Raw genomic sequence first — 12,413 nt, 5'->3', positions numbered from 1 at the left:
TGGTGCAGATGGTCTGGGAAGGTCGAAACCTGGCCAAGCAAGTAGGGGTGAATCTCTGATTTCGATTTCAGTGACTTATTTCGTAAGGTAAATTCGATCAGTGGATGTAACGAAGCGAGGTGTTCGGCAGCTGCCGGTTGTGATCGCGATCCTGAAGCGGCTGTTCGGCCTATCAGTCTTACCGAACCTGACGGTCTCTTTACGGCCTGAATTTCCCAAAACGAAAGGTGTACGAAAGACGGGTTCGGACGTGCCGGTTTGGGCTTGAGAAAGACAGCTTTGGCGGCGATTTTGGCGCAGGTCGGTGGCGCTGGAACCGGCGGCAACTGCTCAACCGTAGCTACAAGCCGCTGGCGCGCTACGCCTCCCCCATCATTCTGGCATAGCTGCCGGGCGGGGTGCCGAGGCGTTTGCGAAAGGCGGTGCTGAAGGCGCTGGCTGATTCATAACCGATGTCATCGGCTATGCGTTCCAGCGACTTGCCGCCTCGGGCAAGCGCATCCTTGGCAACCGCCATGCGCCAACCGGCGAGATATTCCATGGGCGCGCGCCCGACGATCAGGCTGAAGCGCGCTGAAAATGCCGAGCGTGACATCCCCGCGATCCTTGCCAGCCCGGCAACGGTCCAATGAGCGCGGATATCGGCATGCATCGCCTGCAACGCGCGGGCCAGTGCCGGATCGCGCAGCCCGGCCAGCAGGCCTGCCGAGGCGGCGTCATGCGCCAAGCCCTGCCACCGCAAGGCTTCGACCAGCAGCACTTCGAGCATGCGCTGAACGATCAGATCCTTGCCCGGATGGCTGGATGTACATTCCTCGGCCAGCAGGCGGATGGTCCGGCCCATACGGCCCGTCATGCCCTGCGCGGCGGGAATATGGATCAGGCCGGGCAGCAGCGCGAGCAGCAGAGGGGCATTGACCCGCTCAAAGGAAAAGCTGCCGCCCAAGGCCTCAAAATCGGGCTCGCCGTCCTGTTCCCCGTGCCGCACCGGCTCGCCGCTTGGCTCCAGCAGAGGACCGGTCATCCCCGGCTCGCTGCCCAGCGAAAAGGCGGGCGTTGTGGGCATCAGCAGGAAATCCCCCTGCGCCAGTCGCAGCGGCGTCGATCCCGCAAAAGTCACCCACGCCTCTCCGGCGAGGATGAGCGTGAAGCCTGGTGCATCATGCGCCTGATAGCGCAAGCCCCAACGGCCCCGCGCCGTGATCGGTTTCGACAGGGCCGCATGGGGGCGCAGCAGGGTGATGATTTCGCTCAGGGGATCCATGGTATGGACGATTCGTAAAGAAATATGGATCCATGATTATATATTGTCTTTCTCTCGGCGTCTATCTCTCTCCGCATCGACATCAAGGAGACAGGTAATGACCAAAACGATCCTCATCACCGGCACATCCTCCGGCTATGGACTGGCAACGGCCCAGCATTTCCTCGCCAAGGGCTGGAATGTGGTGGCGACCATGCGCAAGCCCGACCCGGCGGTGCTGGGCGACGCTTCTGACCGGTTGCGCATCCTGCCGCTGGATGTCACCTCGGAAGGCAGCATCGCGGCTCTGGCGGAGGCGGCCGGGCCTATCGACGTGCTGGTCAATAACGCGGGAGTGGGCGGGGTGGGCGCTTTCGAGGCCATGCCGATGAGCCTGATCCGGCAATTGATTGAGACCAACACAATCGGCGTGATGGCGATGTGTCAGGCTTTCATCCCCCGGATGCGGGAACGGCGCTCGGGCTGCATCGTCAACGTCACCTCAAGCGTAACTTTGGGCACCTTTCCGCTGGCCGCCGCCTATACCGCGACCAAACAGGCTATCGAGGGTTTCTCCGGCTCGCTGGCGCATGAACTGGGCCATTTCGGCATTGGCGTGAAGCTGGTGGAGCCGGGCTATGCACCGACAACGCGGTTCGGCGCCAATGCCATCGTGCCGGTGAGCGATCTGCTGCCGGGCGAATATGCCGATTTTGCCCGCCCCATTCTGGAAGGTTTTGCCGCGCCCGCCCTGACCACGCGCGAGAGCGATGTTGCCCTGACGGTGTGGGATGCGGTGCAGGATCGCACAGGCCGGCTTCACTTTCCGGCGGGTGCCGATGCGCTGGCGCTGGCCGGGGACGAATAGCCGTTGGGCTTCTCGACTTTGGCTCTTGCAAAAAGGAGATCGAGCGGCGGATGAGTTCCCTCATGCCCGAACCTATGAACGAACGACGGGTTCGGGTTGCGGTCACTTGCAGCAGAAATGTTTGCTTTGGCGGCGGGGGCGGCGACAGGTTCGATCTCGCTGGAACCGACAGTACCCGACCAGACTAGGTCATTTATGATTGTTTCCTAATCTGTTAGCGGGCATGGCCAGCTTTTGGGATGGGCAGGTTGGGTCCTGAAATATGGGTATGGCGACGCGGCGGGAGGAGCGACGGCACGCCGACCGGCTTAGAAAAAGAGGTCACACTTGACCCTACCTGATCGCGGCGCAAGAATAGCCTATGGCCTCCGACAAAACTCTCAATGCCAGGAACCTCGCTGCTCTGGGCGCAGATCGACTCGCCGAACTGCTTATGGAAATGGTGGCAGGCGATGCCACAGCCAAGCGCCTTCTGCGCCTCGAGCTGGCAAGTCGCAGCGGTGGTGGGGATGTGGCTGCAGAAGTCCGCAAGCGCCTTGCCGCCATTGCCAAGTCGCGCTCCTTTGTGGATTGGCACAAAGTGCGCTCACTCGCGGCCGATCTCGACATGCAGCGCAGCGCTATCCTCAAACATGTCGGGCCGACTTTGCCGAGCGAAGCTTTTGATTTGCTTTGGCGCTTGCTGGATCTGGCGCCTTCGATTTACGAGCGCTGTGACGACAGCAATGGCACTGTCGGGAGCATCTTCACCGAAGCATTGAATGATCTGGGCGCCATTGCGGGCCAGATGAAGCCCGATGTCCGCAAGCTGGTGGACCGGGTCGAGGCTGCGGTCTTTGCCAATGACTATGGACAGTTTGATGGGGTCATCGGCCTGATGGTCCCGGCGCTGGGAGAGGAAGGGCTGGCGATGCTCAAGGCGCGGTTCGAGGAACTGGCCGCCGCGCCTGCCAAGTCCAAGGTCGATGATCGCAAGGTCATTGGCATCAGCACGCGCGGTCCGGTCTATCAGGAGGATTTCGAGGCGCGCTACAAGGCTCGCCGTATCCAATCCGCCCTGACCGATATTGCCGACGCGCTTGGCGATGCGGATGGTTATGCCGCGCGCTATTCTGCCGAGGAGCGCACCAATCCAGCCATTGCCGCCAATATTGCTGAACGCCTGCTGGGCGCGCATCGGCCGGAGGATGCCATGGCCGCCCTCAGACTGGCGGAAGCGAATTGCCACAACGGGCGGCATTGGCCTGACTGGCACAGGGTGTGGATTGATACGCTGGATGCCATGGGACAGGCAGGCGAGGCCCAAACTGCCCGATTGGCCATCTTCGAGCGCGACCTCAACGCCGAATATTTACGCGCCCATCTCAAGCGCCTGCCCGATTTCGATGATGAAGAAGCGGAAACACGCGCCCTGAACTACGTTCGCCATCATGCCGATTTTCATCGGGCGCTTCATTTTCTGATGAACTGGCCTGCCCATGGGCAGGCCGCTGATCTGGTTCTAGCGCGTCACGCGGAACTTGATGGTGACCAATATTGGTTGCTGACGCCGGCGGCTGAATCGCTGGAGCAAAGCCATCCTCTGGCTGCGACGTTGATCCTGCGCTCCATGATCGATTTTTCACTCGATCGCGCCAAATCCAAACGTTACGGTCATGCCGCCCGCCATTTTCAGACCTGCCTCTATCTGGCCAAGCGGATCGATGCGTTTGGGGAGCACGGCGACCATGATGCCTACATTGCCAAGCTGAAGGCGGGCCACAGTCGCAAAAGCGGATTTTGGAATGCATGAAACCATGCCAATGGATGAAGGAACGTTTGCCCAAGACGAATTCGCGCGGATCAACGAGTTACCGCGAGAGCGGTGGAAATTCCATGATATCTTGTGTTCGCTGGAGCGTCTCCCCCACATTGCCGGGCATCGCCGGCAAGGCGCTGCCTGAGCTTGCCTCAGGTATTCGTCACCGCCGCCGCGATGACAGGTGGGGGCAGCGCGGCGGCGCCTCTCGATCCATGTCCATACTGGCACACTCTCGGCTTTTGTAGAGCACCGAGCGAATTCAGTCTCTTCGCTTGATCAATCCATCTTGCACCTTGTCAAGGCTTTCGCGCAGGCGTACAAAACTACTGCTTCATGACAGTGGCGAAGGTTTCCGGAAACGGAGGCCGTACGCGTGGATAAAGCCTATTTCTGCTTAGATCCGGCTTCGCACAGCGCTTTGATGCGCTGCGCTTTTAGCAAAACTGATATTGTCGGCATTCATTCGGCAACAAAAGTGGAGCTAAAACTAGGCAAGCCGCACAATCACAATCAAGTGCGGTTGACGGTGGGGAATATGCCCGATCGTAGCTTGCGGTTGCAGAATCACGTTGCCGCTTATGCCGCACCCTTTGACCAGAAGGAACGAGCGAGCGAACTCGTTAAAGCCCTGCCTGTAGCTTTTATCGAAAGCAATTACGGGTTCACCAAACAAGGGCGCTGGCCGTGAAAATTCGCACCAGCACAGCGATCGGAGATTTCGCTGCTGGCGTAGTGTCAGGGACGGAATTCATCACAGCGGATGAATTTGCCCTTTTGGCAAGGTTATCACGCCGTCAGATCGACCGCCTCCGCAAACGCCGCTTGCCCGGTTTTCCGAGGGAATATGACCTTGGCAGCGGCCTGAGCAAGTTCCATACCTGTCCACGGTTTCGCCGCGTGGATGTTGAACGATGGCTGGATTCTCGTTCGCTTTGGTAGGCTTGCTGGGGTGGGTGTGAGCAAGGTCGAGAGATGGTCAGCACAGTCTAGGCCTAAAATTGGGCCGAGTAGCGATCACGTCCGTCAATGTGGTGTAAAATCTGGTGTGGCCATTGGGCTGCATTTTCAGGCGGCCTTGGGTGTAATCTGTAGCGGCTGAACCTCCTCGATAATTGGTGTGGCAAGGGCTGCCATGCCCTCGATCTGCATGTAGCGGTGCTGAAGTTGATATTCGTCGTTCTGCTCGAGCAGGACGGCTCCGACGAGGCGGATGATGCTATCCTCGTTGGGAAAGATGCCGACGACATCGGCGCGGCGCTTAACTTCCTTGTTCAGCCGTTCCAGTGGGTTGGTCGAATGCAGCTTGACCCGGTGCTGCTCGGGGAAGGTCATGTAGGCGAGCACATCGTGCTCGGCGGCGTCCATGCAGGCGCCCAGCTTTGGCCAGCGGACACGCAACTGGTCGGCGACCTGGCGCCAGACCTGTGTCGCGGCAGCGTGATCGGGCTGGAGGAAGACCTGACGGATGGCAGCGGCAACCACAGTGTTCTGGCCCTTGGTCACATAGGCCAGCGCATTGCGCATGAAGTGGACGCGGCAGCGCTGCCATGTGGCGCTGAGCACGCGCGTGATCGCCGCCTTGAGGCCCTCGTGGGCATCGGAGATGACCAGCTTCACGCCCGTCAGTCCGCGGCGGGCCAGGTCCTTGAGGAAGTCGGACCAGAAGACCTCAGCCTCGGAAGGGCCGATGTGCAGGCCGACGATCTCGCGCTTGCCCTCGGTGTTGACGGCCACGGCGATTATCGCGGCGACGCTGACGATCCGGCCGCCCTCGCGCACCTTGAGGTAAGTGGCGTCGAGCCAGAGGTAAGGCCAATCGCCGGTGAGCGGCCGCTTCAGGAAGGCATGGACGCGTTCGTCAATGTCCTTGCACAGCTTGGACACCGAAGACTTGGAAATGCCGGCCATGCCCATAGCCTGGACCAGTTCATCCACGCGCCGGGTGCTGACGCCAGCGATCCATGCCTCTTGGATCACCGCGACCAGAGCCTTCTCGACAGTCTTCCTCGGTTCCAGAAAGCCCGGAAAGTAAGCGCCGGTCCGCAGCTTGGGGATCTTGAGGTTGAGCGTGCCGAGCCGGGTATCGAGGCTGCGGTCGCGGTAGCCATTGCGCCAGGTCGTCCGGTCGCCGGAGCGTTCGTGCCGGCCAGCGCCGACCAAGCCGTCGACATCAGCCTCCATAATGATCTGCAATACGCTCTCGGCGATCGTGCGCAGAAAATCTCCATCTCCGGTCTTCGCCATCAGCTCGGCAAGCGGTAGTCTGTCGTCGGTCATCGGGATCAACTCCTCGGTTGGCGTGTGAAGTGTGGTAACTCCACCTTACCGATGAGCCCGGTGGCCACCGAGATCGAAATCGCATGGGGTGGGGCATGCCCCACCCCATGCGATCGCCTCAATCTACACCGGAAATTACACCACGAGCCCGGACGCTAACCCGAGTAGCGATTGGCAGATATGGTCGACAAGCCGCAACGCGAGAGGCCTGCCGCGTCTGTCGGGCGCTGTTGAGGGAGGCCAAGCAAGCGATGAGGCTGCTTCGACTGCATATCGCAAAATGGGCACGCGGGTAATCGTAACTATCCCGCGTGCCCCTCATCTTTACCTGCTATCCGATCACCCGCGTGAAGGTGATTTTGGCATTGGCTTGGGGAAGTTTTCCAACGGCCTGCGTTTTAGCCGTGCCGCAGCCGGAAGGTGGCTGAGCAGTTGACAGGTTTGCCACGCGGACAGAGAAGGAATAACCCACCGGCGCCTGAAGGCCCGGTACGCCCAGCGCTGCTGCGACCCCCACGCGCATAGCGATAGCCGCGACTTCCTCCTCCCATTTCAGGAACCAGAGACGCTTTTCGTCCTCCATTTCATAGAGGTCATAGGTCCTTTCCATGCCTTTCTTGACATGGTTGAGCATCGCCTCGGCGGTCTCGAAGTCGACCTTGAGGCGCTTCGTATTGGAACGAGCCGTCCTGCGGAAATCATGCGGGGTGAAACGCTCGATCGGATGCCCGGCCAGCTCTTCCATGCGAGCCAGCACCCTGTCCCGCGCCTTATACCAGACAGAATTGTTGCGAGGCCCGTCGATCTTGATGGCCTGAAAGACCCACTTATGATTGGTCTGCATCAGGGAACGCCCCCAGGGGCCAAGGGCGATGCTGTGTTCGAACGAATTCTTGGCCCGCGTTGCCGGAATGGTCCACACGCCATTGACGATCTCATCGCTTCTGGCTCTGGCCACCTCGGTAATGCGAGCCGCTGACAGGAGGCAAAGCAAAAGGCCTCGCTGGAAATCCCGCTCCTCCTCGACCAGCGCCTGAAGGAACCACTCGAGTTCGAGATGGCTGAGTTTGCGGGTCCGTGCTCTTTCAGGAAAGCGTAGATCGCCCAATCGTTTCGACGGATCCGTTTCCAGCCCGACTTCAAGGCCGCGCAGGGAAGCTGCCCAGCCGAAGAAGACCTTCAACTCGGCAGCCAGCCGATTGGCCCTGACTTTGGCGGTCTTACCTTTGGCTTCCACCAGATTGATGAGATCTCTTTCGGTGACCTCGTAGATGTTGCGGCTGCCGAGGGTGGGCGCGATGTCGTGATTGTACACATCTATCTTATCCTTGATGGTTCGAGGCTTGTTGATCCGCTTTGCCCGCGATGACCGCCCTTCATGAACCGCGACCATGTAAAGCCCATGCGCTTTGGCCACGGTCATTTCGTTTCGGGCTTTCTCGGCGCGCTGGACGGCGCGAGGGTCGATGCCGGCTTCTACCTGGAGGTTGAGTTCCCGCGCCCATTCTCGAGCTTCCGCCACCGACTGAGCGGGGAAGAGCCCGCCGAAGATCGTAGCGACAACTTTCCGACGCGCGACCTGTCGTCGATAGCGCCAGCGCTTCTTGCCCGACTTGAGGACCTCGATTGCGAGACCCGGCGTGAGGGGATCTGCGAGGCTACCCTCAGATAGTGCGTCAATCATGGCAGGTGAGAAGGTGATTTTTTGAGCCATAAGTCCGATTCCATCGGCGTTTGGCGCATATAAAATCATGGCAGAAATCATGGCAGAACAGGCGTCCAGCCCAGTCGGACGAGGTCTGGCCCTGTCTAGCCAATTTTCTGAGGTTTCTGCCGTAAAGCATTGCGCAAAAGCCGAATCATGAGGACTCGACTGGCTGGGGCGGGAGGATTCGAACCTCCGCATGGCGGTACCAAAAACCGCCATTTCAGGCTCGGCTCGGCGCGCAATATTCCCGATGTCGCGCTGCCTCGCCTCCTTGAACTGGCGGTTTTTGTCAACAGCCGTGGCCTTGTGGAAATTGTCCGCGCCGCCTGAAAAACAGGTTCATCGACAGGCCATCAAACTTGCGGCAAAAAGGCGGCGGGATAGGTTGACCGAGGGCTGCCATGATGAGCCGCTTGCTGGGTTTGCATATAGTGGTGCCACTGCTGATCGGGGCGGTCCCTGCGCAGGCGGGGGAGAAGGAGGCCACTCTGGCCGGGATCAACCGCGCCACATGGGGGCTGGCCGAATGGCCGATCGGCGCACCGTCCGCCGATCGCGCTTTGCCGCCTGCGGCGCAGGCGCGGATTGACGAGATGCGGATCAGCCGCGAAGGCATGCCGCAACTGGTGATGGAGATGGACGCGCAAAATCGCGCCGCCAACCAGACCCCCGACCCCACCCAGCGGCAGGCCGCCAAAAAGGACTGGCAGCAGGCGATGAACGCGCTGGAGCGCGAGGCGCAAACCCGATCCCTGCTGCGCGACCTCTATTCGCCCGACCAGATGCGCGAACAGATGACATGGTTCTGGTTCAACCAGTTCAACGTCCATGGGAAAAAACGCGACATACGCGCCATGGTGGGCGATTACGAGGATGTCATCCGCGCCCGTTCGCTGGGCCGCTTCCGCGATCTGCTGGAGGCGACTTTACGCCATCCGGCCATGCTGCGCTATCTGGACAATGATCAGAACGCGGCGGGCCATATCAACGAGAATTATGCCCGCGAGATCATGGAACTGCACACGATGGGCGTGGGTTCGGACTATAGCCAGAAGGATGTGCAGGAACTGGCGCGTATCCTGACCGGGGTGGGGGTGCGGCTGCGCCCGGATGCGCCCCGCATGAAGCCGGAATGGCAGAGGCTTTATCTGCGCAACGGCCTGTTCGAATTCAACCCCGCGCGCCATGATTTCGGCACCAAACATTTCATGGGCCACACGATCCACGGTTCGGGCTATGCCGAGGTCGAGCAGGCGCTGGACCTGATCGCGGACAATCCGGCCACCGCGCGCCGCCTTTCCACCCGGATCGCCACCTATTTCATGGGCGACCGCCCGCCTGCCTCGGTGATCGAGCGGATGACCGCCGCCTGGCGTCAATCGGGGGGCGATATTACCACCGTGCTGAACGCGATGACCGCCACGCCCGCCTATGCCGCCTCGCTGGGCCATGCGTTCAAGGATCCCGTCCATTATGTCGTTTCGGCGGTGCGCTATGCCTATGGACCGGGGCGCGACGGCCATGTGGTGACCAACCTCGATCCGATGATCAACTGGCTCAAACGCATGGGCGAGGGGCTCTACGATCATCAGACGCCCGATGGCTATCCACTGGGCGCTTCGGCTTGGACCGGGCCGGGGCAGATGGAGGTGCGCTTTGAAATCGCCAAGGCCATCGGCAACGGATCGGCGGGCCTGCTGCGCCCGCGCGATCCGGCGATGGCCTATCAGCCGAGCGCGCCCGATCTGCGCAATGCCCTGTGGTCGGGCGGGATGGATCGCGCCACCACCGACCAGACCCGCGCCGTGCTGAATCAGGCTGCAAGCCCGCAGGAATGGAACATGCTCTTCCTTGCCTCGCCCGATTTCATGCGCCGATAATCGATGATCGGAGACAGACGATGACCCTGTTTGACCGCCGCGATCTGATCCGTTCTGCCGCGCTTGGCCTGCCTTTGATGATGGCGGGCGGGCGCGCCTTTGCCGCGCCGGGGGCCGCCAATAACCGACTGCTGGTGGTGTTTTTGCGCGGGGCCTATGATGCGGCGAACATCATCGTGCCGGGAGGCAGCGATTTCTATCACGAGGCGCGGCCCACCATTGGCCTGCCACGCCCGGACCCGGCCAATCCCGATGCGCCCCTGGCGCTCGATGCGGACTGGGCTTTGCATCCGGCCCTGCGCGAGAGCATCCTGCCGCTCTGGCAGGCGCGGCAGATCGCCTTTGTCCCCTTTGCGGGCACCGATGACATGAGCCGCAGCCATTTTGAGACGCAGGACAGCATCGAATTGGGCCAGAATATTGGCGGCCAGCGCAATTTTCAGTCCGGTTTCATGGGTCGTCTGGCCGCCGTTCTGGGGGCTGACAAGCCCATCTCCTTCACGGACCAATTGCCGCTGTGTTTTCGCGGCGGACCGGTGGTGCCCAATATCGCGCTGGGCAATGCAGGTTCGCGGCCCTCCATCGACGCGCGCCAGACCGAGCTGATCAAGGCCATGTATCGCGGCCAGCATGAGGCGGGCGTCGATCTGGAGGCGGCCATCGGTCAGGGCTTTGCCGTGCGCGACACAGTGTTTCAATCCATCCGCGGCGAAATGGAGGCCGCCGGACGCGGGGCGATCACCGCCAAGGGTTTCGAACTGTCTGCCCGCCGCATCGGCCGCCTGATGCGCGATCAGTATAACCTTGCCTTTGTCGATGTCGGCGGCTGGGACACTCATGTCAATCAGGGCGGGGCGCAGGGCAATCTGGCCAACCGCATCGGGGAACTGGGCCGGGCTCTCGCCGGGTTTGTCGAGGCGATCGGGCCGGAGGACTGGCGCAACACGACGGTGGTGGTCATGTCCGAATTTGGCCGCACTTTCCGCGAAAATGGCGACAAGGGCACCGACCATGGCCATGGCAGCATCTATTGGGTGCTGGGCGGATCGGTGGCGGGCGGACGGATGGCGGGGCCGCAGATCAAACTGACGCCCGATACGCTCAATCAGGGGCGCGACCTGCCGGTGCTGACCGATTACCGGGGGCTGATCGGCGGTCTGCTGGCACGGCAATATGGCCTGTCGGCGCGGCAATTGGGTATCGTCTTTCCCGGCGCGGCGATCAGCGATCTCCAATTGCTCTAGTGTTTTCGTTGCTGCTCCATGCTGCGCTTCCATCTCTGCTTCAATTCGCCGGGGCGCTGGCCATGGGTCTCGTCCAGAAATTGTGCGGAGACAATGCGGTCGGCGCGAAAATGGCGGAAATCCCGCCGCATCTCGCACCATGCGGCCAGCATCCGCGCCGTTTCGAAATAGCCCAGAATGACCGGCCAGACCACGCGCTGGCTGATTGCGCCTTTCTCGTCGCGATAGGACAGGGCGATCTTGCGCCCCTCACGTATCCACAGCCGGGTGAGGGCAAGGTCGATGCCGTCAGGCGGCGTTTGGGACCATGAAGGCACGCCGGTGGCGGGATGGGCGATGAAGGGGCGCAATTTTTCGGGCACGACTGATGTGATCTTGGCGATCAGATCGCGCGCGGCCGAGGCCAGCGCCGGATCGCCGCGCCCGGCCACCCATTGCGCGCCCAGCACCGCCGCCTCGATCTCCTCCGGCGTCAGCATCAGCGGGGGCATGTCGAAACTGTCATCCAGAATATAGCCGAAACCGGCCTCTCCGCGCACCGGCACGCGCTGGCCGATCAGGTCGGCAATGTCGCGATAGACGGTGCGGGGCGAGACTTCCAATTCCTGCGCGATGTCCTGCGCGGTGATGGGGCGCGAGGAGCGGCGCAGGATCTGGATGATCTGAAACAATCGGTCGGCGCGGCGCATCGGGCTTCTCCCTGCTGACATAATGCTGTCAGCAGGGGTGGCGCACAAGGGGCTATCGGATCAACAGGAGGTTTTCATGATCACGCTCTATCACGCCCCGCAATCGCGTTCCTCGCGCATCATCTGGCTGCTGGAGGAATTGGGCGCGACCTATACGATCCATCCCGTGTCGATTTTCCGCCCGATGACGGGGCAGGGCCATCCCGATCACGCCAACCCCCACCCCGACCAGCGCGTGCCCGCCATCGAGCATGATGATCGGCTGATCACCGAATCGGTCGGGATCGCGCTGTACCTTGGCGATGCGCTGCCGGCCGCAGGTTTGGCCCCGGCGGTGGGCAGCGCATGGCGCGGGGCCTATTGCACATGGCTGGCATGGTATGCCTGCGAAATGGAACCGGCGATGTTTGCGGGCCTTTCGGGCGCGCTGGCCGGGTCGCCCGCGAAACAGCGCGATCACGAGGCGGTGGTGCGCCGTCTGGAAACCACGCTGGCGCATCGCGATTACGTGCTGGGCGATGAATTCAGCATTGCCGACCTGTTGATCGCCAGCGCGCTGAATTTCGGCCGCAAGGCTTTCCCGCCCAGCGAGCTGATCGATGCCTATGTCGAACGGTGCCGCAACCGCCCCGCCGCCATCCGGGCTCTGGCGCTGGACGATGCGGCGGGGCTTCAGCCTGTGCGTGAGGCGGTTTTGTAAACC

Annotated in this window: 10 protein-coding genes; 6 read left to right on the top strand and 4 right to left on the bottom strand. The window is 61.5% G+C overall.

All coding sequences use genetic code 11. From position 1 onward, the window contains the following. Nucleotides 1-358: 358 nt before the first annotated feature. Entirely contained in the window at nucleotides 359-1,264 is a 906-nt protein-coding gene (locus PQ457_RS18400) for an AraC family transcriptional regulator (RefSeq protein WP_273620303.1), read from the bottom strand. Nucleotides 1,265-1,361: 97 nt separating this feature from the next. Between PQ457_RS18400 and PQ457_RS18395 the strand changes: the two genes are divergently transcribed. The 3 genes from PQ457_RS18395 to PQ457_RS18385 all read left to right on the top strand — a co-directional run bounded on the left by PQ457_RS18395 (nucleotide 1,362) and on the right by PQ457_RS18385 (nucleotide 4,600). Then, nucleotides 1,362-2,111, top strand: coding sequence for an SDR family oxidoreductase (locus PQ457_RS18395; RefSeq protein ID WP_273620302.1), 750 nt, complete (start codon nucleotides 1,362-1,364; stop codon nucleotides 2,109-2,111). Nucleotides 2,112-2,472: 361 nt separating this feature from the next. After that, nucleotides 2,473-3,903, top strand: coding sequence for a DUF6880 family protein (locus PQ457_RS18390; protein ID WP_337958508.1), 1,431 nt, complete (start codon nucleotides 2,473-2,475; stop codon nucleotides 3,901-3,903). 382 nt (nucleotides 3,904-4,285) lie between these two features. After that, the gene (locus PQ457_RS18385) at nucleotides 4,286-4,600 is read left to right on the top strand and encodes a hypothetical protein (protein ID WP_273620300.1); all 315 of its coding nucleotides are present in this window, start codon (nucleotides 4,286-4,288) and stop codon (nucleotides 4,598-4,600) included. 377 nt (nucleotides 4,601-4,977) lie between these two features. Here PQ457_RS18385 and PQ457_RS18380 read toward each other — a convergent pair whose 3' ends face one another. After that, nucleotides 4,978-6,189: an IS256 family transposase gene (locus tag PQ457_RS18380; protein ID WP_273620299.1), complete on the bottom strand. Its 1,212-nt coding sequence runs from the start codon at nucleotides 6,187-6,189 to the stop codon at nucleotides 4,978-4,980. 331 nt (nucleotides 6,190-6,520) lie between these two features. After that, nucleotides 6,521-7,903 (bottom strand): tyrosine-type recombinase/integrase, encoded by a 1,383-nt coding sequence (locus PQ457_RS18375; RefSeq protein WP_273620298.1) that lies wholly within the window; start codon nucleotides 7,901-7,903, stop codon nucleotides 6,521-6,523. A 428-nt stretch (nucleotides 7,904-8,331) separates the two neighbouring features. Here PQ457_RS18375 and PQ457_RS18370 point away from each other — a divergent pair, with 428 nt between their 5' ends. Then, entirely contained in the window at nucleotides 8,332-9,777 is a 1,446-nt protein-coding gene (locus PQ457_RS18370; RefSeq protein WP_273620297.1) for a DUF1800 domain-containing protein, read from the top strand. A 20-nt stretch (nucleotides 9,778-9,797) separates the two neighbouring features. Further along, nucleotides 9,798-11,021, top strand: coding sequence for a DUF1501 domain-containing protein (locus tag PQ457_RS18365; protein WP_273620296.1), 1,224 nt, complete (start codon nucleotides 9,798-9,800; stop codon nucleotides 11,019-11,021). Here PQ457_RS18365 and PQ457_RS18360 read toward each other — a convergent pair. Further along, nucleotides 11,018-11,710 carry a helix-turn-helix transcriptional regulator gene (locus tag PQ457_RS18360; RefSeq protein WP_273620295.1) on the bottom strand — a complete coding sequence of 231 codons (693 nt, stop codon included), beginning with the start codon at nucleotides 11,708-11,710 and terminating at the stop codon, nucleotides 11,018-11,020. The two genes, PQ457_RS18365 and PQ457_RS18360, sit on opposite strands and share 4 nt — an antisense overlap. A 76-nt stretch (nucleotides 11,711-11,786) precedes the next feature. Here PQ457_RS18360 and PQ457_RS18355 point away from each other — a divergent pair, with 76 nt between their 5' ends. Beyond that, complete coding sequence (locus PQ457_RS18355) at nucleotides 11,787-12,410, top strand: glutathione S-transferase family protein (protein WP_273620294.1); 624 nt, start codon at nucleotides 11,787-11,789, stop codon at nucleotides 12,408-12,410. Nucleotides 12,411-12,413 lie beyond the last annotated feature (3 nt).

This window comes from Novosphingobium humi (assembly GCF_028607105.1).
In the GTDB taxonomy this organism is placed as follows: domain Bacteria; phylum Pseudomonadota; class Alphaproteobacteria; order Sphingomonadales; family Sphingomonadaceae; genus Novosphingobium; species Novosphingobium humi.
Note: the sequence above shows the minus strand (reverse complement) of the source record. Positions and strands in the feature narration are given on the sequence as shown.

What these genes read in the sequence shown, in the direction of transcription:
- PQ457_RS18375 (WP_273620298.1), bottom strand. Translation starts at nt 7,903, where the DNA reads ATGGCTCAAAAAATCACCTTCTCACCTGCCATGATTGACGCACTATCT.
- PQ457_RS18355 (WP_273620294.1), top strand. Translation starts at nt 11,787, where the DNA reads ATGATCACGCTCTATCACGCCCCGCAATCGCGTTCCTCGCGCATCATC.
- PQ457_RS18365 (WP_273620296.1), top strand. Translation starts at nt 9,798, where the DNA reads ATGACCCTGTTTGACCGCCGCGATCTGATCCGTTCTGCCGCGCTTGGC.
- PQ457_RS18380 (WP_273620299.1), bottom strand. Translation starts at nt 6,189, where the DNA reads ATGACCGACGACAGACTACCGCTTGCCGAGCTGATGGCGAAGACCGGA.
- PQ457_RS18400 (WP_273620303.1), bottom strand. Translation starts at nt 1,264, where the DNA reads ATGGATCCCCTGAGCGAAATCATCACCCTGCTGCGCCCCCATGCGGCC.
- PQ457_RS18360 (WP_273620295.1), bottom strand. Translation starts at nt 11,710, where the DNA reads ATGCGCCGCGCCGACCGATTGTTTCAGATCATCCAGATCCTGCGCCGC.
- PQ457_RS18395 (WP_273620302.1), top strand. Translation starts at nt 1,362, where the DNA reads ATGACCAAAACGATCCTCATCACCGGCACATCCTCCGGCTATGGACTG.
- PQ457_RS18390 (WP_337958508.1), top strand. Translation starts at nt 2,473, where the DNA reads ATGGCCTCCGACAAAACTCTCAATGCCAGGAACCTCGCTGCTCTGGGC.